This window comes from Enterobacter sp. fkY84-1, assembly GCF_052974705.1.
Window position 1 is genome coordinate 3,291,302 of the sequence record NZ_CP169393.1, and the last position, 22,624, is coordinate 3,313,925.

The 22,624-nt window shown below is 55.8% G+C and carries 25 protein-coding genes; 7 read left to right on the top strand and 18 right to left on the bottom strand.

Annotated elements, in window-relative coordinates:
- Window positions 1-5: 5 nt before the first annotated feature.
- Complete coding sequence (locus tag ACEPLT_RS15700; protein ID WP_008502874.1) at window positions 6-500, bottom strand: YfbU family protein; 495 nt, start codon at window positions 498-500, stop codon at window positions 6-8.
- Between the two features lie 92 nt (window positions 501-592).
- Window positions 593-1,048 (bottom strand): terminus macrodomain insulation protein YfbV, encoded by a 456-nt coding sequence (gene yfbV / locus ACEPLT_RS15705; RefSeq protein WP_008502875.1) that lies wholly within the window; start codon window positions 1,046-1,048, stop codon window positions 593-595.
- 337 nt (window positions 1,049-1,385) lie between these two features.
- On the opposite strand from yfbV, the gene ackA reads away from it, so the two are divergent.
- Together ackA and pta are read left to right on the top strand one after the other, a co-directional pair.
- Window positions 1,386-2,588: an acetate kinase gene (gene ackA / locus ACEPLT_RS15710; protein WP_008502876.1), complete on the top strand. Its 1,203-nt coding sequence runs from the start codon at window positions 1,386-1,388 to the stop codon at window positions 2,586-2,588.
- Between the two features lie 76 nt (window positions 2,589-2,664).
- Window positions 2,665-4,806: a phosphate acetyltransferase gene (gene pta, locus ACEPLT_RS15715; RefSeq protein ID WP_023294122.1), complete on the top strand. Its 2,142-nt coding sequence runs from the start codon at window positions 2,665-2,667 to the stop codon at window positions 4,804-4,806.
- A gap of 111 nt (window positions 4,807-4,917) precedes the next feature.
- Here the strand turns inward: pta and ACEPLT_RS15720 are convergent, their stop codons facing one another.
- The 5 genes from ACEPLT_RS15720 to ACEPLT_RS15740 all read right to left on the bottom strand — a co-directional run bounded on the left by ACEPLT_RS15720 (window position 4,918) and on the right by ACEPLT_RS15740 (window position 8,900).
- Window positions 4,918-5,871 (bottom strand): transketolase family protein, encoded by a 954-nt coding sequence (locus ACEPLT_RS15720; RefSeq protein ID WP_100121786.1) that lies wholly within the window; start codon window positions 5,869-5,871, stop codon window positions 4,918-4,920.
- Window positions 5,864-6,694, bottom strand: coding sequence for a transketolase (locus ACEPLT_RS15725; RefSeq protein ID WP_025912734.1), 831 nt, complete (start codon window positions 6,692-6,694; stop codon window positions 5,864-5,866). Before ACEPLT_RS15725 ends, ACEPLT_RS15720 begins: the two co-directional genes overlap by 8 nt.
- Window positions 6,691-8,082: a PTS ascorbate transporter subunit IIC gene (locus tag ACEPLT_RS15730; protein ID WP_023344592.1), complete on the bottom strand. Its 1,392-nt coding sequence runs from the start codon at window positions 8,080-8,082 to the stop codon at window positions 6,691-6,693. Before ACEPLT_RS15730 ends, ACEPLT_RS15725 begins: the two co-directional genes overlap by 4 nt.
- A 21-nt stretch (window positions 8,083-8,103) precedes the next feature.
- Complete coding sequence (locus ACEPLT_RS15735) at window positions 8,104-8,376, bottom strand: PTS sugar transporter subunit IIB (protein WP_003861447.1); 273 nt, start codon at window positions 8,374-8,376, stop codon at window positions 8,104-8,106.
- A gap of 80 nt (window positions 8,377-8,456) precedes the next feature.
- Window positions 8,457-8,900, bottom strand: a complete 444-nt coding sequence (locus ACEPLT_RS15740) for a PTS sugar transporter subunit IIA (RefSeq protein ID WP_008502882.1) — start codon at window positions 8,898-8,900, stop codon at window positions 8,457-8,459.
- A gap of 234 nt (window positions 8,901-9,134) precedes the next feature.
- On the opposite strand from ACEPLT_RS15740, the gene ACEPLT_RS15745 reads away from it, so the two are divergent.
- Window positions 9,135-10,154 (top strand): LacI family DNA-binding transcriptional regulator, encoded by a 1,020-nt coding sequence (locus ACEPLT_RS15745; protein ID WP_021241565.1) that lies wholly within the window; start codon window positions 9,135-9,137, stop codon window positions 10,152-10,154.
- A gap of 3 nt (window positions 10,155-10,157) precedes the next feature.
- Here ACEPLT_RS15745 and yfcD read toward each other — a convergent pair whose 3' ends face one another.
- The 3 genes from yfcD to yfcF are packed head-to-tail and all read right to left on the bottom strand — an operon-like array spanning window position 10,158 to window position 12,020.
- Window positions 10,158-10,712: an NUDIX hydrolase YfcD gene (gene yfcD, locus ACEPLT_RS15750; protein WP_008502582.1), complete on the bottom strand. Its 555-nt coding sequence runs from the start codon at window positions 10,710-10,712 to the stop codon at window positions 10,158-10,160.
- 55 nt (window positions 10,713-10,767) lie between these two features.
- Window positions 10,768-11,319 (bottom strand): phosphodiesterase, encoded by a 552-nt coding sequence (gene yfcE, locus ACEPLT_RS15755; protein WP_232929083.1) that lies wholly within the window; start codon window positions 11,317-11,319, stop codon window positions 10,768-10,770.
- Window positions 11,320-11,375: 56 nt separating this feature from the next.
- Window positions 11,376-12,020, bottom strand: coding sequence for a glutathione transferase (gene yfcF / locus ACEPLT_RS15760; RefSeq protein ID WP_232929081.1), 645 nt, complete (start codon window positions 12,018-12,020; stop codon window positions 11,376-11,378).
- A 140-nt stretch (window positions 12,021-12,160) separates the two neighbouring features.
- Between yfcF and yfcG the strand changes: the two genes are divergently transcribed.
- The 4 genes from yfcG to ACEPLT_RS15780 all read left to right on the top strand — a co-directional run bounded on the left by yfcG (window position 12,161) and on the right by ACEPLT_RS15780 (window position 14,695).
- Window positions 12,161-12,790, top strand: coding sequence for a GSH-dependent disulfide bond oxidoreductase (gene yfcG, locus ACEPLT_RS15765; RefSeq protein WP_008502585.1), 630 nt, complete (start codon window positions 12,161-12,163; stop codon window positions 12,788-12,790).
- 75 nt (window positions 12,791-12,865) lie between these two features.
- Complete coding sequence (gene folX, locus ACEPLT_RS15770; protein WP_008502586.1) at window positions 12,866-13,234, top strand: dihydroneopterin triphosphate 2'-epimerase; 369 nt, start codon at window positions 12,866-12,868, stop codon at window positions 13,232-13,234.
- 13 nt (window positions 13,235-13,247) lie between these two features.
- Complete coding sequence (locus ACEPLT_RS15775; RefSeq protein WP_021241567.1) at window positions 13,248-14,141, top strand: TIGR01777 family oxidoreductase; 894 nt, start codon at window positions 13,248-13,250, stop codon at window positions 14,139-14,141.
- A gap of 44 nt (window positions 14,142-14,185) precedes the next feature.
- Complete coding sequence (locus tag ACEPLT_RS15780; RefSeq protein ID WP_032652823.1) at window positions 14,186-14,695, top strand: GNAT family N-acetyltransferase; 510 nt, start codon at window positions 14,186-14,188, stop codon at window positions 14,693-14,695.
- Between the two features lie 109 nt (window positions 14,696-14,804).
- Here the strand turns inward: ACEPLT_RS15780 and ACEPLT_RS15785 are convergent, their stop codons facing one another.
- The 8 genes from ACEPLT_RS15785 to purF form a co-directional block, all read right to left on the bottom strand.
- Entirely contained in the window at window positions 14,805-15,962 is a 1,158-nt protein-coding gene (locus ACEPLT_RS15785) for a DDE-type integrase/transposase/recombinase (RefSeq protein WP_032651274.1), read from the bottom strand.
- A 127-nt stretch (window positions 15,963-16,089) separates the two neighbouring features.
- Entirely contained in the window at window positions 16,090-16,863 is a 774-nt protein-coding gene (gene hisP, locus ACEPLT_RS15790) for a histidine ABC transporter ATP-binding protein HisP (protein WP_014832781.1), read from the bottom strand.
- 8 nt (window positions 16,864-16,871) lie between these two features.
- Window positions 16,872-17,588, bottom strand: coding sequence for an ABC transporter permease (locus ACEPLT_RS15795; protein WP_008502590.1), 717 nt, complete (start codon window positions 17,586-17,588; stop codon window positions 16,872-16,874).
- Window positions 17,585-18,271, bottom strand: a complete 687-nt coding sequence (locus tag ACEPLT_RS15800) for a histidine ABC transporter permease HisQ (RefSeq protein WP_008502591.1) — start codon at window positions 18,269-18,271, stop codon at window positions 17,585-17,587. Before ACEPLT_RS15800 ends, ACEPLT_RS15795 begins: the two co-directional genes overlap by 4 nt.
- Window positions 18,272-18,359: 88 nt before the next feature.
- Complete coding sequence (gene hisJ, locus ACEPLT_RS15805; protein WP_008502592.1) at window positions 18,360-19,142, bottom strand: histidine ABC transporter substrate-binding protein HisJ; 783 nt, start codon at window positions 19,140-19,142, stop codon at window positions 18,360-18,362.
- A 226-nt stretch (window positions 19,143-19,368) separates the two neighbouring features.
- The gene (gene argT, locus ACEPLT_RS15810) at window positions 19,369-20,151 is read right to left on the bottom strand and encodes a lysine/arginine/ornithine ABC transporter substrate-binding protein ArgT (RefSeq protein ID WP_008502593.1); all 783 of its coding nucleotides are present in this window, start codon (window positions 20,149-20,151) and stop codon (window positions 19,369-19,371) included.
- Between the two features lie 291 nt (window positions 20,152-20,442).
- Entirely contained in the window at window positions 20,443-21,012 is a 570-nt protein-coding gene (locus ACEPLT_RS15815; protein ID WP_023344598.1) for a UbiX family flavin prenyltransferase, read from the bottom strand.
- 89 nt (window positions 21,013-21,101) lie between these two features.
- Complete coding sequence (gene purF, locus ACEPLT_RS15820) at window positions 21,102-22,619, bottom strand: amidophosphoribosyltransferase (RefSeq protein WP_021241570.1); 1,518 nt, start codon at window positions 22,617-22,619, stop codon at window positions 21,102-21,104.
- Window positions 22,620-22,624: the final 5 nt, after the last annotated feature.

The following is a 22,624-nucleotide window of genomic DNA, read 5'->3' on the forward strand; positions in this document are numbered from 1 at the left end:
CTCCGTCAGGCATTAATGATTTGTTGAATTTCGTTGCTGCTTAAATGGTACTGACGCGGGCAGGCGTGCCACGCGCTCAGCATACGCTGATATTTATCCCACATCGGGGTCTGCGCGTTGAAGCCGTGGGTGCCCGCGTCAAAGTGGGTATAACGCCCTTCTGTATTCACCATAAAGCGCACATAGCTCAGATAACGCGCTTCCGTTGCGGCATCAAAGCCTAAGAAGGTCACGCGGCGCTCGTCAATGGACTGCTGATCTTTGAGATTCGTCCAGGACACATGCAGGGCGTGATACATCTCCATAATGTCGATCACGATGCGACAGGTTTCTTCTTTCAGCTCGCCAAACTCGCGGTCCAGTTCGCGCATTTGTAGACCAAAGCCGCGTTCGACGATGGTTTGCAGGCGGCTGTAGCGCGCAGCGTTATCGGGATCAAGCATAGTCATCATCTTGTACTGGTTAGACAAAATCAGACGTTGGGCATGGGTCATTTCCATCTTTCGACTCCTGTAGCGCATTGCACTTAAAAAAAAAGACACGGTAACTGATTGTTACTGTGCCCTCTTTTCTTGGTCGTTTCGATGATCAATCACAAGTCATCGAGGAATGTTTTATCCAGTTGCTTAAATGCACGCTTTAACGTGTCCGCCAGCGCCTGGTAATCCGGCTTGCCTTCCACCGGGGCGAGCGCCTGCCCGGCCTCTTCCAGTTTACCGCGCACTTCATAAAACCAGTGTAAAATAGAAGGGGGAAGTGGCGTGATGGAGCGTTTACCTAACCACCACAGGCCCTGCATTGGCAGGCTTAATGCGAAGAGCGCCGTGGCAACGGCAGGTCCAAGCTGCCCACCCAACGCAATCTGCCAGCACAGCGTAAAGATAGCGACAGGCGGCATAAAGCGAATCGCATAGCGCGTGGCGCGGATGGTGCGATTCTCAATAAACATCGGCGCAAGGCGCTTTTCCATCGGCCACGTCTTTGCGTAATGCTGTCCCCGACGAAACAGGCTAAAGAAATTAACGGACGGGTTCTCTGGTGTCGACATGGCTGTACCTCAACTTCACATATAAAAATTAAAATTTTCGTGCAAAACCACAACAAGCTATGACAACGTTCAAAATATTTTGTCATCACTACCCCGTATCGGGTATCCTGTGCCAGCCTGATAGGGCCTTAGACGAGAATCATTAGCTCGTCAAATTATTGCATATTATGCCATTGGCTGAAAATTGTGCAAAATGGCATAAAATCATAGTTATTTCTTCCATCATGCCACAATGTTCGTTTGGCATGATGTTAATCATAAATGTCCGGGTCATCATGCGTTACGCTGTTAGACTCACTGACGTTTTTTTAGCCACGTATCAATAATAGGTACTTCCATGTCGAGTAAGTTAGTACTGGTTCTGAACTGCGGTAGCTCCTCACTGAAATTCGCCATCATCGATGCGCTCAACGGTGACGAATACCTCTCTGGTTTGGCCGAATGTTTCCATCTGCCTGAAGCACGTATCAAGTGGAAGATGGACGGCAGCAAACAAGAAGCGGCTTTAGGTGCAGGCGCCGCTCACAGTGAAGCGCTGAACTTTATCGTTAACACTATTCTGGCACAAAAACCAGAACTGTCTGCTCAGCTGACTGCGATTGGTCACCGTATCGTCCACGGCGGCGAAAAATACACCAGCTCCGTGGTGATCGACGACTCTGTGATCCAGGGCATCAAAGACTCAGCCTCTTTCGCACCGCTGCACAACCCGGCTCACCTGATCGGTATCGCTGAAGCGCTGAAATCCTTCCCGAATCTGAAAGACAAAAACGTGGCCGTATTCGACACCGCGTTCCATCAGACCATGCCGGAAGAGTCTTACCTCTATGCCCTGCCATACAGCCTGTACAAAGAGCACGGCGTACGTCGTTACGGCGCGCACGGCACCAGCCACTTCTATGTGACTCAGGAAGCGGCAAAAGTGCTGAACAAGCCGGTTGAAGAACTGAACATCATCACCTGCCACCTGGGCAACGGTGGTTCTGTTTCTGCTATCCGCAACGGTAAATGTGTTGATACGTCCATGGGTCTGACCCCGCTGGAAGGTCTGGTGATGGGTACCCGTTCCGGTGACATCGACCCGGCGATCATCTTCCACCTGCACGACACCCTGGGCATGAGCGTTGACCAGATCAACAAAATGCTGACCAAAGAGTCTGGCCTGCTGGGTCTGACCGAAGTCACCAGCGACTGCCGTTACGTTGAAGACAACTACGCAGAGAAAGAAGACGCTAAACGTGCAATGGACGTTTACTGCCACCGTCTGGCGAAATACATCGGCTCTTACACTGCGCTGATGGAAGGCCGTCTGGACGCGGTTATCTTCACCGGTGGTATCGGTGAGAACGCGGCAATGGTTCGTGAACTGTCCCTGGGCAAACTGGGCGTTCTGGGCTTCGACGTTGATCACGAGCGTAACCTGGCTGCCCGCTTCGGCAAGTCTGGCTTCATCAACAAAGAAGGCACCCGCCCTGCTCTCGTTATCCCAACTAACGAAGAACTGGTCATCGCGCAAGACGCGCACCGCCTGACTGCCTGATTCCACACCGCCAGCAATGCTGGCGGTGCTGTTTTGTAACCCGCCCGATTTGGGCGGTAACGAAAGAGGATAAACCGTGTCCCGTACTATTATGCTGATCCCTACCGGAACCAGCGTCGGCCTGACCAGCGTCAGCCTTGGCGTTATCCGTGCTATGGAACGCAAAGGCGTTCGTCTGAGCGTCTTTAAGCCAATCGCCCAGCCACGTGCCGGTGGCGATGCACCAGACCAGACCACCACCATCGTTCGCAAGAACTCCAATCTGCCGGCGGCTGAACCGCTGAAGATGAGCCACGTTGAGTCTCTGCTCTCCAGCAACCAGAAAGACGTGCTGATGGAAGAGATCATCGCCAACTACCATGCTAACGCGCAAGACGCAGAAGTGGTGCTGGTTGAAGGTCTGGTTCCAACCCGCAAACACCAGTTTGCCCAGTCTCTGAACTTCGAAATCGCGAAAACCCTGAACGCAGAGATCGTTTTCGTGATGTCTCAGGGCACTGACACTCCGGAACAGCTGAACGAGCGTATCGAACTGACGCGCAGCAGCTTCGGCGGCGCGAAAAATACCAACATCACCGGCGTGATCGTCAACAAGCTGAACGCGCCAGTGGATGAGCAGGGCCGTACTCGCCCTGACCTGTCCGAGATCTTCGACGACTCGTCCAAAGCGAAAGTCATCAAAGTTGACCCGGCTAAGCTGCAGGAATCCAGCCCGCTTCCGGTTCTGGGCGCGGTGCCATGGAGCTTCGATCTGATTGCCACCCGTGCAATCGACATGGCGCGTCACCTGAACGCGACCGTGATTAACGAAGGCGACATTAACACCCGTCGCGTGAAGTCCGTGACCTTCTGTGCGCGTAGCATTCCGCACATGCTGGAACACTTCCGCGCAGGTTCCCTGCTGGTGACCTCCGCAGACCGTCCTGACGTGCTGGTTGCAGCCTGCCTGGCCGCAATGAACGGCGTGGAAATCGGTGCGATCCTGCTGACCGGTGCCTACGAGATGGACCCACGCGTCAGCAAGCTGTGCGAACGCGCGTTCGCTACCGGCCTGCCGGTCTTTATGGTGAACACCAACACCTGGCAGACCTCCCTGAGCCTGCAGAGCTTCAACCTGGAAGTGCCGGTTGATGACCACGAGCGTATCGAGAAAGTACAGGAATACGTTGCGGGCTACATCAACGCAGACTGGATCGAATCCCTGACCGCGACCTCCGAGCGCAGCCGCCGTCTGTCTCCGCCAGCATTCCGTTACCAGCTGACCGAGCTGGCGCGTAAAGCGGGCAAACGCGTTGTGCTGCCAGAAGGCGACGAACCACGTACCGTTAAAGCGGCGGCTATCTGTGCAGAGCGCGGCATCGCGACCTGTGTGCTGCTGGGTAACCCGGATGAGATCAACCGCGTAGCGGCCTCTCAGGGCGTTGAGCTGGGCGCTGGCATCGAAATCGTTGACCCGGAAGTGGTTCGCGAAAGCTACGTTGCCCGTCTGGTTGAGCTGCGTAAGAACAAGGGCATGACCGAAGCCGTTGCGCGTGAGCAGCTGGAAGACAACGTGGTGCTGGGCACGCTGATGCTGGAGCAGGACGAAGTTGACGGCCTGGTTTCCGGTGCGGTTCACACCACGGCGAACACCATCCGTCCACCGCTGCAGCTGATCAAAACCGCGCCAGGCAGCTCTCTGGTTTCTTCCGTGTTCTTCATGCTGCTGCCTGAACAGGTTTACGTTTACGGCGACTGCGCGATCAACCCGGATCCAACCGCAGAGCAGCTGGCAGAGATCGCTATCCAGTCCGCAGACTCCGCGACCGCTTTCGGTATCGAGCCACGCGTGGCGATGCTCTCCTACTCCACCGGCACATCTGGTGCAGGTAGCGACGTAGAGAAAGTGCGTGAAGCGACCCGTATTGCGCAGGAAAAACGCCCTGATCTGATGATCGACGGCCCGCTGCAGTACGATGCTGCAGTCATGGCTGACGTTGCAAAATCCAAAGCGCCGAATTCTCCGGTTGCAGGTCGCGCTACCGTGTTCATCTTCCCGGATCTGAACACCGGTAACACCACCTACAAAGCGGTACAGCGTTCTGCCGACCTGATCTCCATCGGGCCAATGCTGCAGGGCATGCGCAAACCTGTGAACGACCTGTCTCGTGGCGCACTGGTAGACGATATCGTTTACACCATCGCGCTGACAGCGATCCAGTCTTCGCAGCAGCAGTAATGTATTGCCGGATGGCGCTTCGCTTATCCGGCCTACAAAACCGTAGGCCCGGTAAGCGCTAGCGCCACCGGGCAACAAAAAGGCGACCACTTAACCGGTCGCCTTTTTTATTTACAGCAGTTCGCGCGCCGCCGATACAATGTCATGTGCCGTCAGGCCATACTCTTTCTGCAGGAAATCCTGCGTTCCCACCTGGCCGTAACGCTCCTTGACCCCGACCCGCCGCATCGGCACCGGACAGGTTTCCACCAGCACTTCTGCCACCGCCGACCCCAGCCCGTTGTGAATGCTGTGGTTTTCACAGGTCACGATGCGCCCGGTTTTCTCGGCGTAGTTTTTCACCAGCATCCGGTCGATGGGCTTCAGGGTAAACATATCGATGACCGCCGCGCTGACGCCCTCCTGCTCTAGCTGGCGCGCCGCCTCCAGCGCCTCCGTCACCATGATGCCGTTGGCAATCAGCGTGATATCGCTGCCTTCGCGCAGCACGTTGCCTTTGCCAATGGTAAAGGTCGAGCCCGGCGCATAGACGCTCGGCGCCTGCTTGCGGATGGTGCGCACCCAGTAAAAGCCGTCGAGGTCGATAAGCTGACGCAGTACGTCCTCGAACATCACCGCGTCTGTGACCTCCAGCACCACCGAATGCGCCAGACCGCGCACGATGCCCATATCTTCGAACGACATGTGCGTCCCGCCGTTGTGGCAGGCCGTCACGCCCGCGTCTGAAGCAATCACCTTCACGTTGTTACGCTGATAGTCGAGGGACATAAACAGCTGGTCAAAGCAGCGGCGGCTGGCAAAGGCGGTGAAGGTGTGAACGAACGGCTTGCGGCCGGTAAGCGACAGCCCGGCTGCCGTGCCGATGACGTTAGCTTCCATAATGCCGCAGTTAATCACGTGCTGCGGATAATCGCGCGCCACGCCGTCCATCGCCATCGAGCTCATCAGGTCGGCTTCAAGCGCAATGATGTCGCTTCCGGCCTCAATCTGCTTTGCCACGAAGCCCGCGTAAACTTTACGCATCTCAACGGCGTCTTTCTGTCCTGCCGGTGCAACCTTAATCATGTGAAGCCTCCAGTTGGCGAATCGTCTCGTTGAGGGCCGCTTTGCTCTCCGCGGTCAATCGCAGGTGATGCGAGTTGCTGAGCTGCTCCAGATACGGCACCCCCTGGCCTTTGATGCTGTCAAGGATCACCACCCGCGGGCGAGCGTCCGCGGCAGGCACCCGGGACGTTACCTCCAGCAGCGCCGGAATGTCGTCCCCCTTGACCGTCACCACGTCAAAGCCAAAGGCGCGGAATTTGCCCTCGAGGTCGAACGCGCAGATGATCTCATCCAGCTCGCCGTCGAGCTGCTGTTTGTTCCAGTCGACAAACACCGTCAGGTTGTTCAGGCGATGGTGGGCAATAAACTGGAACGCTTCCCAGCACTGCCCCTCGTTCAGCTCGCCGTCGCCGACGATGCAGAAGACCCGATTCGGCCGCCCTGCCAGCCTGTGCGACAGCGCCATGCCGCCGGCGATGGAAATCCCCTGCCCCAGCGAACCGGTGGTAGCATCTACGCCGCGCGTTTTCAGGCGGTCCGGGTGGCTGGGCAGGCGCGTACCGTTCTGGTTAAGCGTGCTCAGCTCTTCTGTCGGGAAGTAGCCCTTGATCGCCAGGGTGCTGTAGAGCGCCGGGCCCGCATGGCCTTTTGACAGCACAAAGTAGTCTCGCTCCGGCCAGTCCGGGTCCGCCGGGTCGATTTTCATCACCGCGCCGTACAGCACGGCCAGGGTTTCAACCACCGACATGCTGCCCCCGTAGTGGCCAAAGCCCAGCTGCGTCAGGGATTTCAGCGTCTCCAGGCGGATCTGACGCGCGAGTTCAGTTATCTCTTTCTCATTCATGATTTGGCTCCGGTGTTTTCCTGCGCGTTACCGCCTGCAGGTTTGTTTTTCGCGAAGACGTTGTACGCCACCAGCAGCGCGAACAGCGCCACGACCAGCCCGGTGATAGCTAGCGGCGACAGGAAGCGCGCCAGGTTGCCGAGCACAATCCCAACCGCGCCGAAGTCGGCGTCAGAGAAGGTGGTGTTGGCAAAGCCAATGGCGCCCAGTACCGGCAGCAGCAGGACCGGCAGGAAGGTAATCAGCAGGCCGTTGGCAAAGGCGCCAATCATCGCCCCGCGACGTCCGCCGGTGGCGTTACCGAACACGCCCGCGGTTGCGCCAGTAAAGAAGTGCGGCACTACGCCCGGGAGGATCAGCACCCAGCTAAACTGACCGCAGATGAACAACCCCACAATCCCGCCGAGGAAGCTGAACAGGAAGCCAATCAGCACCGCGTTAGGTGCATAGGGATACACCACCGGGCAGTCCAGCGCAGGACGCGCGTTCGGCACCAGTTTTTCCGAGAAGCCGGTAAAGGCCGGGACGATTTCCGCCAGAATCAGGCGTACGCCCTGAAGGATGATGAACACGCCCGCCGCGAAAGTGATAGCCATGATGATGGCGTACACGAGGTAGTTCTGACCGGCGCTGAAGGTGGCCTCGACGTACTCACGCCCGGCGCTCACCGCCAGGATCAGGTAGATAATCATCATGGTCAGGGAGATGGAGATTGAGCTGTCGCGCAGGAAGCTCAGGTTCTTCGGCAGGTTCATCTCTTCGGTTGAGCGGGAGCCTTTGCCCACCTTGCTGCCAATCCAGCCGGACAGCACGTAGCCCAGCGTGCCGAAGTGGCCGAAGGCAATCTCATCGTTGCCGGTAATGCGCTTCATGTAGCGCTGCGCAATCGCCGGGAAGAAAGCCATGATCAGGCCGAGGATTAGCGACCCGGTAAAGACCAGCCCTACGCCTTCAAAGCCCGCCACCGTCAGGATCACGCCAATCATGCACGCCATATAAAACGTATGGTGCCCGGTCAGGAAGATGTACTTCAGGCGGGTAAAGCGGGCGACGATAATATTCGCCACCATCCCGAAGGCCATAATCAGCGCGGTCGCTGCACCGTATTTTTCGAGCGCAATGGACACAATGGCTTCATTGTTTGGAATAATGCCCTGAATAGTAAAAGCGTGTTCAAACATGCCGCCTAACGGATTTAACGATCCTACCAGCACCGTGGCGCCGCCGCCCAGCACAATAAAGCCCAGAATAGTTTTAATGGTCCCTTTCACCACGTCTGAAAATGCTTTTTTTTGCGCAACCAGACCGATTAACGCAATTAAACCCACCAGCACCGAAGGGACTTTTAAAATATCGACAACGAAATTCAGCGTTTCAAGGATAAACATATCCACCTCGCCTTATCAGGGTTATTGTCTTTCGAACCAGGCGCGCAGCTGCGCTTCGAGTTCGTTGATGTCGATGATGTTGTTGATCACCACCAGCTGGCTCTCCGGCACGCTGGCGCTGGCCGCAATGTCTTTTGCCATCACGAACAGATCGGCCGCGCCCGGCGTCGCCGAGGAGAGATCGGAGTGTTCAACCTCAGCCTCAATCTCCAGCTTTTTGAGCACCTTTTTAATATTCATTTCGACCATAAAACTGCTGCCCAGGCCAGAACCGCAAATAGCCATGATTTTCATTGTTGTCCCCTTATTTTGAGTAGAGTACGCCCCATCACGCTGACGCGTAATGTAGTGAAAAACCGGATTACAGAATTAAATCAGAAGCGGTTAATAATTGTTTTAATTTCCTCCAGGGTATTCGCCTGATGCAGTTTCTCCATCTCCTCGTCGCTGGAAAATAATTCTGCGAGTGCGGATATCATTTCGATATGGCTATGTTTGTCAGGTGCCGCAAGCATGATAATCACATCGACAGGGTCAAACTCACCGGCACCAAACGAGACGCCCTGTTTTAGTTTTAATAACGACAACCCCAGTCCTTTGGCGCCTTCCTCCGGCCGCGCATGCGGCATCGCCAGCCCTGGTGCCAGCACATAATAAGGTCCTAACGCGTGGTGCTGCTTGATGATGGCCGTGACGTAGTCAGGCTCAATCACCTGCAAATCCAGCAGCGGCTTCGCGCACAGCTTCAGCGCCTGCGGCCAGTCTTCCACGCTCTCCTGCAGCGTGATGGTTGTATCATATATCCATTTTTTGAGCACTTTTCACTCCCGCCACACGTTTAAGATGAGCAAACTTTATTCAACGCATCGCGGATTGACTGCGATCGCGATCACAAAGATAGCGCTACCAATCGTTAACATGCAGAAATGTGATAGCGCTATCAAATTGCAATCACGTTGCTAAATCACAGCAAAAAAAGGGATTTAAGGCGTATACTGCCTGTCACGTGAAACGAAGGAAAAAAAGAACGCGTCTGGTCAGCAGGAAGGTGTATGTCTCTAACCCGAAAACGGCGCAGTACTGGTAAAGTGACACTCGCCGATGTCGCACAGCTTGCCGGTGTGGGCACGATGACCGTGTCCCGTGCGCTTCGCACGCCCGAACAGGTTTCCGATAAACTACGAGAAAAAATTGAAGCTGCCGTGCAGGAGCTGGGTTATATGCCTAATCTTGCCGCCAGTGCCCTTGCCTCGGCGTCGTCATGGACGATAGCCATGGTGGTGCCCAACCTCTCCGAAGCCGGCTGCTCGGAGATGTTCGCCGGGCTTCAGCAGGTGCTGCAGCCTGCCGGATATCAGATCATGCTGGCAGAATCCCAGCATCGTCTTGAGCAGGAGGAGAAGTTGCTGGAGACGCTGCTGGCGTCAAATATCGCCGCAGCGATTTTGCTCAGCGTTGAACATACCGACACCGTTCGCCACTGGCTGAAAAACGCCTCGATTCCGGTGATGGAGATGGGCGCCATGCGCGCCGACCCGATTGATATGAACATCGGGATTGATAACGTGGCGGCCATGTTTGAGCTCACGGAAATGGTGATTAAGCGCGGCTATCAAAACATTGGCCTGCTGTGCGCCAACCAGGAGCAGTGGATTTTCCAGCAGCATCTGCAGGGCTGGTATAAAGCCATGCTTCGCCACCATATGTCGCCTAACCGGGTCATTAACGCGGCGATGCCGCCGAGCTTCTCGACCGGCGCGGCGCAGCTGCCCGAATTCCTGCTGGCGTGGCCTGAGCTGGATGCGCTGGTGTGCGTCTCTGACGAGCTGGCCTGCGGCGCGCTGTACGAGTGCCAGCGCAGGCGAATCAAAGTGCCGGACGATCTGGCAGTGGTAGGATTTGGCGATAGCGACGTGAGCCGCGTCTGTCAGCCGCCGCTGACGACCATGGCGGTGCCGCATCGTAAGATTGGCATCGAAGCCGGGAAAGCGCTACTGGAGCGCCTGAATGGCGGAGACTGGCGCGATCAAAAGCCCATCGCGTCCAGCCTGTGTCTGAGAGAGAGCTGCTGACGCTTACTCAGCCTCTTCCTCTTTTTCTGATTTGGTCGATTCGTTTTTGGCGTTGCGGGTCATCCACAGCGCCAGCGCTTTTAACGAATCCGGCGTGAACTCGTCGCAGCGCGCGGTGATCTCTTCCGGCGTCATCCAGCTGACTTCACTCACTTCTTCTTCCTGCAGGGCGAACGGGCCGTGGGAGACGCAGCTAAACAGCCCGCCCCAGACGCGGCAGTTCTCGTCTTCGAAATAGAACTGACCGTGCTCGGCAAACGGCACGCCGGCGATGCCTAACTCCTCTTCCGCTTCACGACGCGCAGAATCCAGCAGCACTTCATCCGCCTGGACGACGCCGCCTGCAGTGGCATCCAGCATACCCGGGAGAAAATCTTTGGTGTCCGTGCGGCGCTGAACCAGAATTTTACCCATACCGTCATGCACAACGATATATGTCGCACGGTGACGCAGGCGCTCCGCACGCATTTGCTCGCGGCTGGCCTGCGCGATCACTTCATTCTCTTCGTTGACAATGTCAACCCACTCTGTACTTGCCAAATGACTCTGCTCCACCATCGGGAAACCTTCTTTTCTAAGCGCTCTTTCGGCGCGTTTGCAGTTGAGGTGTAACTTACGGATTAATCGCTACCTGCGCAATAACTTGCTGATCATTAAGTGCGATAACGCTCAGGGTATTTCCTTCCAGCATGCCGTAGCTTGCAGGATACCCGCCTTTTGGGATGCTGACCGAGCCCGGATTAAAGTGATAAATCTCACCGCGTTTTTCCGCAACCGGAATATGAGTATGACCGTAAACCAGGACATCGCCAGCCGCGAGGGCCGGGAGATTATCCGGGCTGAAAAGATGCCCGTGGGTCAGGAACAGACGGTGTTGTTCGAGCAGCACCTGCTGCCACGGCGCGGTAATGGGAAAATACAGCAGCATCTGGTCCACTTCGCTGTCACAGTTGCCGCGAACGGCGATGATGCGCGAGGCATACGGGTTGAGTTTTTCCGCGACCTGCGCAGGGTCATAGCCTTCCGGCAGCGCGTTGCGTGGGCCGTGATTCAACACGTCACCCAGAATAATCAGCCACTTCGCACCGCTTTTCTCAAACAGAGAAAGGACACGCTCGGTCGCGGGCAGCGATCCATGGATATCCGACGCAAACATCAGTTTCATCAGTCACTCCTCGGGAAAACAGACTGCCCCCATCATACCTGAAGCGTCAGGGCTTATCAGCCCGCGCGCTTAGCCGAGAGTGCCACATAGCGCTGTACGGAGGCACGCTGCCACTGGAATGCGGCATAATCCACCAGCAGCTGCGGCACCTCATCACCGTTGAGGATCAGGCGGTTTAGCATCAGCGCCAGATCGGCATCCGCAATGCACCACTCGCCGAACAGGTTTGGGTTGCCATGGGTGAGCAGTAAGGAGGCGGTTTCAATCAGCTTCTGCGCGCTTTCCTGGCCTTCTGCGCTGAGGGCGGGCTTTTTCACCCCGGCAAACACGACGTCCGTGGCGCGTTCGACGCGAATCGGCACCAGATCGCTGCGCAGCCACGCCTGGATCTGCCGCGCCCGGGCGCGCTTTTGCAGATCGTGAGGATAGATACGCTCCCACTCCGGGGGGGCGAACCGATCTTCCAGGTATTCATCGATCGCCGACGATTCGCTCAGGGCAAATCCGTCAATCTCCAGCACCGGCACGCGACGGGTCAGGTCGTAACCCTGCCACTGCGGCTTGAGATGTTCACCGCCGTCGAGATCAACGGTCTTCAGGGTAAAAGCGAGTCCTTTTTCGGCCAGCGCAACGTAAACGCTCATGACATAGGGAGAAAAGAAGTTCGCATCGGACCACAACGTGATGACGGGCTGGTTCATAACATCCTCATAGGCTGATCGGTTTTTACTCAACATATAATCTCTTTGCCTCGCTGTCACTTGATGAAAACTCACGATTTACAACAACCACCTATACTCATTTGTCATGGCACCACTATTCGCATGGACAGGAGTTGAGAATGATCGACCTTTATTATGCCCCTACCCCAAACGGCCATAAGATCACCCTCTTTCTTGAAGAAGCCGAGCTGGATTACAGGATCATTCGCGTGGATATCAGCAAAGGCGAGCAGTTCAGCCCTCTCTTTCTGGCTATCTCGCCGAATAATAAAATCCCGGCCATCATTGATAACCAGCCAGCGGACGGGGGCAGACCGTTGAGCCTGTTTGAATCCGGTGAAATTTTGCTCTACCTGGCGGAGAAAACCGGCAAGCTGCTGAGCGGCGAACTGCGCGAGCGCCACCATACGCTGCAATGGCTTTTCTGGCAGGCAAGCGGGCTGGGCCCCATGCTGGGACAAAATCATCATTTTACCGCTTACGCCCCGCAACCCATTCCTTATGCGATAGAGCGCTATCAGGTTGAGACGCAGCGGCTCTACGACGTTCTGAACCGTCGGCTGGAGAAAACGCCGTGGCTCGGGGGCGATCATTACAGTATTGCCGACATCGCCTGCTGGCCGTGGGTGAATACGCATGAAAAACACCGAATTGACCTGGCCGCTTACCCGGCGGTGAACAACTGGTTTGAGCGCATCCGGACCCGCCCGGCGACCGAGCGAGCGATGCAAAAAATCCAGCAAATTTAACCCGGTATGAGGCTGGGTGCCTGTGAGGCTCTCATGTATTATGGGCAGGAAATACTGACACGGAGAAGACCTGCAATGTCACAGCCAGACGCCATTATTCGTATAAAAAATTTACGCCTGCGTACCTTCATCGGTATCAAAGAGGAAGAGATCGCCAACCGTCAGGATATTGTTATTAACGTGGTGATTCACTACCCCGCAGACAAAGCGCGCGCCAGCGAAGACATCAATGACGCGCTGAACTACCGCACAATCACCAAGAACATTATCCAGTTTGTGGAGAATAACCGTTTCTCTCTGCTGGAAAAATTAACTCAGGATGTGCTCGATATCGCACGCGAACATCACTGGGTCACTTATGCTGAAGTTGAGATCGATAAACTTCACGCCCTGCGTTACGCCGACTCCGTCTCTATGACGTTAAGCTGGAAACGCCAGGCGTAAACCTGGAGGTTGTATGAAGATTTTGCTGACCGGCGGTACTGGCCTGATTGGTCGTCACCTCATTGCGCGTCTGCAGGCCTTGCACCACGACATCACCGTGGTCTCGCGCAGCCCGGAAAAAGCGCGTCAGGTGCTGGGGGCAGGTGTTGATATCTGGAAAAATCTGGCCGAGCAGCAAAATCTGGACGGTTTCGACGCCGTTATTAACCTCGCGGGAGAACCCATCGCCGATAAGCGCTGGACGGAAGAGCAAAAACAGCTGTTATGCAGCAGCCGGTGGAACATTACCGAAAAGCTGGTCGAGCTGATCCGCAACAGCCATACGCCGCCTTCCGTGCTGATTTCGGGTTCCGCAGTAGGCTATTACGGCGATCTTGGCGAGGTGGTGGTGACCGAGGAAGAGCCTCCCCATAACGAGTTTACCCATAAGCTCTGCGCCCAGTGGGAGCGTATCGCCTGCGCGGCGCAGAGCGATCGGACCCGCGTCTGCCTGCTGCGGACCGGTGTCGTCCTCGCGCCGAAAGGCGGCATTCTGGCGAAGATGCTCCCGCCATTCCGACTCGGCCTTGGCGGCCCGATCGGCAATGGCCGTCAGTATATGGCGTGGATCCATATCGACGATATGGTCAACGGGATTCTCTGGCTGCTGGATAACGATCTGCGCGGGCCGTTTAACATGGTTGCGCCGTATCCGGTGCGAAATGAACAGTTTGCCCACGCGCTGGGACATGCCCTGCACCGCCCGGCGATATTGCGCGTGCCTGCGACGGCGATTCGGCTGCTGATGGGTGAAGCGTCTGTTCTGGTACTGGGCGGACAGAGAGCGCTGCCAAAACGGCTGGAAGCGGCCGGGTTTGCGTTCCGCTGGTATGAATTAGAAGAGGCGCTGGGGGATGTGGTGCGGTGAATATGGTACAGTGACAGGCCATGTTCCGAAGAAATGGCGTAACAATGGCAACCATCACCACTCCCCGGCTTTACCTCACCCCTTTTGAACCCACTGACTGGGCCTTCTTCCGCTCGCTGCGTGAAGATTGCCGCATCATGCGCTATATGGCCGCCATCGCCCCGGAAAAAGAGACCCGACGCGTGTTTGCCGCGCGACTCGCTGCTGCTCATGTGTTTGTCATTCGCGCCCGGGATGATGATACGCCGCTGGGCGATATCGGCCTGCAAATCAGCGCTGAGAATCGTGAAGAGGCCGACATCGGCTATACGGTTGTGCCTGCCGCGCAGGGGAAAGGTATCGCCAGCGAAGCGCTGCGCGCGGTGTGTGATTACGCCTTTAACCAGACCGGCGTGAAGGCGATTAATGCGTACGTACTGGCGGACAATGGCGGATCGATACGGGTGCTGGAGAAAGCCGGGTTTGTGCGTATGCAGGTACTGGAAAAGGCGTATGAGATTGACGGCTTGCGCTATGACGACTGGGTGTACCGGCTGGAGTGTAGTGCGGCCTGAATGCCGGGCGGCACCGCGTTTGCCCGGCCTACGGTTTTGTAGGCCCGGTAAGCGAAGTGTATGACCGGATACATAGGTGACAGATCAGACCGGGAACATAGGTAACACTTTAGTCTATCCGCACCACACTCTGGGTTTTTCGGTCGTAGTACGCAAGCGTTATTCCGTTGAAGATGATGGCCTCCAGGCCATCATCCTGTTCTTCCAGCATGATGTACTCATCAGTCAGCGCTTCACTCAGGAACACCGTCCCCTTTTTCCCCATATAGAGTGTCCCCCTCGATTTCACCCTGTAGACCGTTCCTCCTGACGGATAGGCATAGTCAGGAACACGGCCATCCCACTGGCGCTTCGAGGGGTGCCACACCGTTCCGGGCGTTACACCCGCCAGGGCTTCATGCGGTCTTTCGTAGTTAAATTCTTCCCGGTAGTCACTGAACCACCGCTGTTGTTCTTCCATCGTCATGAAGGTGTTCCCCTGCGCCAGCGCACTTTTCAGGGAACGGTGCATGCGTTCGTGCCGCCCGTTCTCTTCGGGATGGCCCCGCCGGATACGCTCCGGTCTGACGCCCAGCTTTATCAGCCAGACGGCAAGGCGACTTAACCCGGCGATACCCGTCCCTGCGAAGGGCTGACCATTATCGGTTCTCAGAACGTCCGGCAGACCGTACTCCAGGAACGCCTCCGTCAGACAGTGCCTGACGAAGGGCTCGCTCTCACGGTCCGTTCCACGGCAGCTCAGCAGATACCGGCTGTGGTTGTCGGTCAGGGTGAAGGGATGACAGTACTCTCTGCTCAGCAGCCTGAACTTGCCTTTAAAATCAGCGCTCCAGACCTGATTGTTTTCACTGATGCTGGTCAGGGGCCGGCGATTCCCCGGCGTTCTGCGCTTTCTCTTTCTGTCAGGTACCAGGCCTTCACGCTTGAGGATATCGCCGACAGTGCTGGCAGCAGGAACGGTAAAATCGACGTGATGATTGAGGAGCCACATCCGCAGTTTTTTCGGGCCCCAGTCAGGGTGTTTCTGACGCAGGGCAGTCAGGTGTCCGACGACCTCATCAGGAACCGTCCGGGAGTGAGAGCATGGTGCGCGCGACCGGTCAGAGAGAGAGGACAGGTCAGAAGGGTCAAAACGCTGAAGCCATTTGTAGCCGGTTTTGCGGCTGATACCAAAAAGACGGCAAAGAGCGGAGAAGGAGTCCGTACCTGCATGGCAGGCACGGATAAAATCAAGGCGTTGCATAGGTCGGGTCTCAGTCCAGGGCATAGCGAGTCTCCTCTTCTATGCCAGTTATAACTGTTACCCCTGTATCCGGTCTAAAGTGTTACCCATGTTTCCGGTTCATACCGAAGCGCCACCGGGCGATTGGGCTGCACTGCGGTCTGATGCCCTCTTACTTCAGAGATCCTTTGAGGAACTGCTGTAAACGCGGACTTTGCGGGTTCGCCAGCACCTCATCCGGATGCCCCTGCTCTTCAATTTTCCCCTGATGCAGGAAAATCACGTGGTTCGAGACGTTACGGGCGAAGCCCATTTCGTGCGTCACGACCACCATCGTTTTGCCCTCTTCGGCCAGCTTCTGCATGATGCGCAGCACTTCGCCAACGAGTTCAGGATCCAGCGCGGAGGTCGGTTCGTCGAACAGCAGCACCTCGGGCTCCATCGCCAGCGCGCGGGCGATAGAGACACGCTGCTGCTGACCGCCGGAGAGATGCACCGGGTATTTCATCTGCTGGCGTTCGTCGATACCCACTTTCGCCAGGTATTTCACCGCGCGCTCGCGGGCTTCATGCTTGCTCAGGCCCAGCACCTGAACCGGTGCTTCCATCACGTTCTCCAGCACCGTCATGTGGCTCCAGAGGTTAAAGTGCTGGAATACCATCGTCAGGCGCGTACGCAGCAGGCGCAGCTGGTTCTTGTCTGCCACCTTCAGCTGACCGTCTTTGTCACGCACCAGGTTGATATTCTGCCCGCTCACCACAATTGAGCCTTCACTCGGCTTTTCGAGGAAGTTGATGCAGCGCAGGAAGGTACTTTTTCCCGAGCCGGATGAGCCGATGATACTGATCACGTCGCCCGCATTCGCCTGCAGCGACACCCCTTTCAGCACTTCATGTTCGCCGTAGCGTTTGTGCAAATCAATTACGTTTAATTTGTTCTCAGCCATCATCTTTCTCAGTGCGTCGAAGAAGGTTTTATATGCTGCAACCAGCGTTTTTCAGCCTTACGGAACAGGCTAATCAGAACATAAGAGATAATTAAATAGAGCACCGCCGCAATGCCAAACGCGGTAAACGGCTGATAGGTTGCGGAGTTAATATCGCGCGCGATTTTGAGCAGGTCCGGCACCGTCGCGGTAAAGGCGAGCGCAGTCGAGTGCAGCATCAAAATCACTTCGTTACTGTAGGCCGGTAACGCGATACGCAGGGCCGATGGCAGAATGATGCAGCGGTAGAGTTTCACCGACGAGAAGCCGTAGGCCCGGGCTGCTTCAATTTCACCGTAAGGAACAGAACGAATCGCCCCCGCGAAAATCTCCGTGGTGTAGGCGCACGTGTTGAGCGTCAACGCCAGCACCGTACAGTTCAGACCGCTGCGGAAGAACGCATTCAGCATCTCAGTGCCTTTTACGATCTCAAGCGTATACATTCCCGAGTAGAACACCAGCAGCTGCACGTACAGCGGCGTACCGCGAAACACGTAGGTGAACAGCCAGATCGGGAACTGGATAAATTTATTGTTCGACACGCGGCCAATGGCAAGAAACACCGCCAGAATTCCGCCCATTACCACGGAGGAGATCAACAGCCAGAGCGTAATCGCCACGCCGGTAAAGCGGTAGCCATCTGTCCACAGCAGCGATTTCCAGTATTCCTGAATAATCTCAATCACAGGTCAGCCCTCTTCACACCCACGGAGTAGCGACGCTCCAGCAGAAGCAGCACACCATTGGAGACGGTCGTAAAGACCAGATAAATCACGCCACAGACCACCGCAAAATAGAACGGCTCCCAGGTGCTCTTACCCGCCAGCTGAGTCGCTTTCACGACGTCTTCCAGACCGAGCAGCGAGACCAGCGCTGTTGCTTTGAGGATAACCTGCCAGTTGTTCCCGATGCCCGGCAGCGCGTAGCGCATCATGGCCGGGAACATAATCCGACGAAACGTTTGTGATGAGGTAAAACCAAATGCGGTTGCCGCCTCAATGTGACCTTTCGGCACGGCCATGTAAGCACCGCGGAAGGTTTCAGTGAAGTAGGCGCCGTAGATAAAACCGAGGGTAATAATACCGGCCACCATCGGGTCGATATCAATTTGTCCCATACCCATCGCGTCAGTTATGCCGTTAAGCGCAATCTGCAGACCGTAAAAGATCAGCAGCATCAGCACCAGATCGGGAACGCCGCGAATGAGCGTGGTGTAGCCTTCAAAGATTAGCGCCAGCGGTTTGTTAGCTGAAAGCTTCGCCCCTGCGCCTGCCAGACCTATCAGCACCGCCAGCACCACGGAGCTGATAGCCAGCTCAAGGGTGACAAGCGCGCCCTGTAAAATAACGCCAGAAAATCCGTACAGCATACCGCGAGCCCTGTCGTATCGTGAGTGGTGGAACCGTGTCTTTTCCCCTCCCGCCGTGGGAGGGGCCGCACGTTATATGACGGGGCGATTAGCCGCCGTAAACATTAAAATCAAAGTACTTTTTCGCCAGCTTGTCGTAGGTGCCGTCTGCGCGCATTTCAGCGAACGCCTTGTTCAGCGCCTCACGCAGCTCGTTGTCTTCTTTGCGCAGGCCCATACCGGTGCCCACACCAAACAGCTTCACATCCTTAATGGACGGGCCGCCAAACTTGTAATCTTTACCTACCGGCGTTTTCAGGAAGCCTTCACTAGCCGCGACTTCATCCTGGAATGCGGCATCAATACGGCCTGCCGTCAGGTCAGCGTAGATATTTTCCTGGCCCTGATAGGAGACAATTTCAATCCCCTTCGGTGCCCAGTGCTCGTTGCCGTAGGTTTCCTGAGTGGTACCCTGCAGCACGCCCACGCGTTTGCCCTTCAGCGATTCCAGCGTTGGCTGAATATCAGACGATTTCGCCACTACCAGACGTGAATCGGCCGCGTAGAGTTTGTCGGTGAAGGCAATCTCCTGCTGGCGTTTTTCAGTGATGGAGAGGGAGGACATGATTACGTCGATTTTTTTCGCTTTCAGGGACGGGATCAGCGCATCCAGCGGGTTCTCAACGTAGGTACACTGTGCTTTGATGCGTTTGCACAGCTCATTGGCCAGATCGATGTCAAAACCGACCAGTTCACCCTTTGAATTCTTCGATTCGAACGGCGCATAGGTAGGGTCGGTACCAATTCGAATTTTCTGCGGAATAGCTGCGAATGCCGCGGTGGCGCTGGAAAAGGCCAGTACCAGTGATAATGACAACACGAGTTTTTTCATATTTGTCCTCAACAAACTGTCTTCATACGGGATTTTTACGACGACGGGGTGGTGCTAATGTGCCATTAATCCCCTCAGTCAGGCAAAGATTAATGCCTTTCCAGCGGGAATTTTTGCATTATTAATGCGTAAGTATGCACACAGCGATCCAATACAGTGCATCAAATGCACCGTATTGGGTCAACCGCTCCCGTAACGCACCTTTCCGGTGCGTCACCGTCAGGTGTTATTCACCGTATACGTTGAAGTCGAAGTATTTCTTCGCCAGTTTGTCGTACGTACCGTCTTTACGCAGCTCTGCAAAGGCTTTGTCGAAGGCGGCTTTCAGCTCGGTATCATCCTTACGCAGGCCAATCCCGGTGCCATCGCCAAAGTACTTTTTATCTTTCACCGACGGGCCTGCAAACGCGTAGTCTTTACCCGCAGGTTGCTTCAGGAAGCCTTCGCTCGCAGCGACTTCATCCTGGAATGCCGCATCCAGACGGCCTGCCGCCAGGTCAGAGTAAATCAGATCCTGGTTCTGGTAAGCCACCACGTCTACGCCCTTCTCACGCCAGTTAGCATTGGCATAGCCTTCCTGCGTCGAGCCCTGAAGCACGCCGACATGCTTGCCTTTCAGCGAGTCGATGGTGGGCTTAATCGGGGAGCCTTTAGGCGCAATCAGGCGAGAATCCGCGGCGTAGAGCTTGTCAGAGAAGGCAATCTCCTGCTGGCGTTTTTCAGTGATGGAAAGAGAAGAGATAATGGCGTCGATTTTCTTGGCTTTAAGCGACGGAATTAACGCGTCAAAGTCGCTGCCCACCCATGTGCATTTCACCGCAATACGTTTGCACATTTCATTACCCAGATCGATATCAAACCCCACGAAATCGCCTTTCGCATCCTTGGAAGAGAATGGCGCGTAGGTTGCGTCTGTACCGATACGAACCGTCTGTGGAAGCGCTGCGTAGCTACCTGCTGCCGCACTTAACCCCACCAGCAAAGACAGAGCCAGAACCGTCTTCTTCATACATTTACCCTCAAGTACCGTGATTTTATTATGTATTGTGTTGTGTGTTGTGTTGCAGGCTTCATCTTGCAGGTCTTATGCCACATTGCCGTCTGGTTAAAACTTCGACGTTAAATATGTTAATAAAACGTTGCGATACTGCCTTAATGGTGAAAGATAGCAGGTCTGCCGAACGAACCGGAGAGAGAAAAAGGGAAAAAACGAATTAAATGTCGAGGATATGATCGCCGTTGCATAATTGCCCTGAAACAGGGCAACGTGTCTTTTCATGCACCGGCTATGTGCACAGATTCAGGCACCCTGCCAGCGGGTGAAGAGATCCTCGGGCAGGTCGATGTCGAACTGATCGAGTACGCGGTTAACGGTCTGGTTGATAATGTCGTCCAGCGTTTGCGGACGATGGTAGAACGCGGGCACCGGCGGCATGATGACAGCACCCAGCTCAGCAGCCTGCGTCATTAAGCGCAGATGGCCCAGGTGCAGCGGCGTTTCCCGCACGCACAGCACCAGAGGACGCCGCTCCTTCAGCACCACATCCGCCGCACGCGTCACCAGGGTGTCGGTATAGCTGTTCACAATGCCGGAGAGCGTTTTGATTGAACAGGGCAGGATCACCATGCCGGCGGTTTTAAACGAGCCTGAGGAGATGCTGGCGGCGATATCACGGGCATCGTGAACGACATCCGCAAGCGCCTGAACATCACGCAAGGAGAGATCGGTTTCCAGAGAGAGGGTCTGCCGCGCCGCCTGGCTCATCACCAGATGGGTTTCGACGTCCGCCACGTTACGCAGAACCTGTAGCAAACGTACGCCGTAAATCGCACCGCTGGCACCGCTGAGCCCAACTATGAGTCGTTTCATGATTTTCGCCCTTACTGATTTCAGGGCAGACTGTGCAGGATTTTGCGGGGAGTTGCAAGTGAGGGCATACGCCCTCACCTGCCGGAACATCAACCTTCGTTGTGCATCTCTAAGCTTTCGAGATCGTTTTGCAGCTGAACGGCTTTGGCGTCGTCGTTGCGCAGCGAATCAAGATAGTCGAGGTACTGCTGGTCAACGTCTTTGGTCACGTAAATGCCGTTGAACACGGAGCATTCAAACTGCTGAATTTCCGGATTCTCGGCACGCACCGCGTCGATGAGATCGTTGAGGTCCTGGAAAATCAGGCCGTCAGCACCGATGATCTGGCGAATTTCATCCACTTCACGGCCATGAGCGATCAGCTCGTTGGCGGTTGGCATATCAATACCGTACACGTTCGGGAAGCGAATCTCCGGCGCAGCAGAGGCCAGATAGACTTTCTTCGCACCCGCTTCGCGTGCCATCTCGATAATCTGCTCAGAAGTGGTACCGCGAACGATGGAGTCATCCACCAGCAGAACATTCTTGTCGCGGAATTCCGCGCGGTTAGCGTTCAGCTTGCGGCGCACGGACTTACGGCGCAGATGCTGCCCCGGCATGATAAAGGTGCGGCCAACGTAGCGGTTCTTCACGAAGCCCTGACGGTATGGCTTATCCAGAATGCGGGCGATCTCCAGCGCGATATCGCAGGAGGTTTCCGGGATAGGAATCACCACGTCGATGTCGAGATCGTCCCACTCGCGGGCAATCTTCTCGCCGAGCTTCGTGCCCATGTTGACGCGCGCGCTGTAGACGGAAATCTTGTCGATGAACGAATCCGGACGGGCAAAATAGACGTATTCAAACAGGCACGGGTTGCTGACCGGGTTGTCGGCACACTGACGGGTGAACAGCTGGCCCTTCTCGGTGATGTAGACCGCTTCGCCCGGCGCAACGTCGCGCAGGAATTCGAAGCCCAGGGTATCCAGCGCCACGCTCTCCGAGGCAACCATATATTCGGTACGGCCATCGCCGAGGTCGCGCTTGCCGAGCACCAGCGGACGAATGCCGTTTGGATCGCGGAAGGCCACCATGCCGTGACCGATGATCATCGCCACGCAGGCGTACGCGCCGCGGATCTGACGGTTTGTCGCGGCAATCGCGGCAAAAATGTTGTCCGCTTCCAGCGGATAGTGACGGAAGTTATCCAGCTCGCTGGCGAACACGTTGAGCAGGATTTCAGAATCAGAGGTGGTGTTAATGTGGCGACGTTTCTCTTCGAACAGCTTTTTACGCAGCTCATGCGCGTTGGTCAGGTTGCCGTTATGGGCAAGGGTGATGCCATACGGTGAGTTGACGTAGAAAGGCTGTGCCTCAGAGGCGCTGGAACTGCCAGCGGTAGGATAACGAACGTGACCGATCCCCATATTACCTTGCAGACGCTGCATATGGCGGGCTTCAAACACATCGTTTACCAGGCCATTCGCCTTGCGTAAACGGAAGCAGTTGTTTGCATCAATGGTGATGATACCCGCAGCATCCTGTCCACGGTGCTGAAGCACCGTTAACGCGTCATAAATCGACTGGTTTACCGGCATGAAACCGGCGATACCGACAATACCGCACATTCGTC

Excerpts from the sequence above, each read along its gene's own strand:
- ACEPLT_RS15700 (WP_008502874.1), bottom strand. The coding sequence starts at position 500 with ATGGAAATGACCCATGCCCAACGTCTGATTTTGTCTAACCAGTACAAG.
- yfbV (WP_008502875.1), bottom strand. The coding sequence starts at position 1,048 with ATGTCGACACCAGAGAACCCGTCCGTTAATTTCTTTAGCCTGTTTCGT.
- ackA (WP_008502876.1), top strand. The coding sequence starts at position 1,386 with ATGTCGAGTAAGTTAGTACTGGTTCTGAACTGCGGTAGCTCCTCACTG.
- ACEPLT_RS15720 (WP_100121786.1), bottom strand. The coding sequence starts at position 5,871 with ATGATTAAGGTTGCACCGGCAGGACAGAAAGACGCCGTTGAGATGCGT.
- ACEPLT_RS15725 (WP_025912734.1), bottom strand. The coding sequence starts at position 6,694 with ATGAATGAGAAAGAGATAACTGAACTCGCGCGTCAGATCCGCCTGGAG.
- ACEPLT_RS15730 (WP_023344592.1), bottom strand. The coding sequence starts at position 8,082 with ATGTTTATCCTTGAAACGCTGAATTTCGTTGTCGATATTTTAAAAGTC.
- ACEPLT_RS15735 (WP_003861447.1), bottom strand. The coding sequence starts at position 8,376 with ATGAAAATCATGGCTATTTGCGGTTCTGGCCTGGGCAGCAGTTTTATG.
- ACEPLT_RS15745 (WP_021241565.1), top strand. The coding sequence starts at position 9,135 with ATGTCTCTAACCCGAAAACGGCGCAGTACTGGTAAAGTGACACTCGCC.
- yfcD (WP_008502582.1), bottom strand. The coding sequence starts at position 10,712 with ATGGTGGAGCAGAGTCATTTGGCAAGTACAGAGTGGGTTGACATTGTC.
- yfcE (WP_232929083.1), bottom strand. The coding sequence starts at position 11,319 with ATGAAACTGATGTTTGCGTCGGATATCCATGGATCGCTGCCCGCGACC.
- yfcF (WP_232929081.1), bottom strand. The coding sequence starts at position 12,020 with ATGAACCAGCCCGTCATCACGTTGTGGTCCGATGCGAACTTCTTTTCT.
- yfcG (WP_008502585.1), top strand. The coding sequence starts at position 12,161 with ATGATCGACCTTTATTATGCCCCTACCCCAAACGGCCATAAGATCACC.
- folX (WP_008502586.1), top strand. The coding sequence starts at position 12,866 with ATGTCACAGCCAGACGCCATTATTCGTATAAAAAATTTACGCCTGCGT.
- ACEPLT_RS15775 (WP_021241567.1), top strand. The coding sequence starts at position 13,248 with ATGAAGATTTTGCTGACCGGCGGTACTGGCCTGATTGGTCGTCACCTC.
- ACEPLT_RS15780 (WP_032652823.1), top strand. The coding sequence starts at position 14,186 with ATGGCAACCATCACCACTCCCCGGCTTTACCTCACCCCTTTTGAACCC.
- ACEPLT_RS15785 (WP_032651274.1), bottom strand. The coding sequence starts at position 15,962 with ATGCCCTGGACTGAGACCCGACCTATGCAACGCCTTGATTTTATCCGT.
- hisP (WP_014832781.1), bottom strand. The coding sequence starts at position 16,863 with ATGGCTGAGAACAAATTAAACGTAATTGATTTGCACAAACGCTACGGC.
- ACEPLT_RS15800 (WP_008502591.1), bottom strand. The coding sequence starts at position 18,271 with ATGCTGTACGGATTTTCTGGCGTTATTTTACAGGGCGCGCTTGTCACC.
- hisJ (WP_008502592.1), bottom strand. The coding sequence starts at position 19,142 with ATGAAAAAACTCGTGTTGTCATTATCACTGGTACTGGCCTTTTCCAGC.
- argT (WP_008502593.1), bottom strand. The coding sequence starts at position 20,151 with ATGAAGAAGACGGTTCTGGCTCTGTCTTTGCTGGTGGGGTTAAGTGCG.
- ACEPLT_RS15815 (WP_023344598.1), bottom strand. The coding sequence starts at position 21,012 with ATGAAACGACTCATAGTTGGGCTCAGCGGTGCCAGCGGTGCGATTTAC.
- purF (WP_021241570.1), bottom strand. The coding sequence starts at position 22,619 with ATGTGCGGTATTGTCGGTATCGCCGGTTTCATGCCGGTAAACCAGTCG.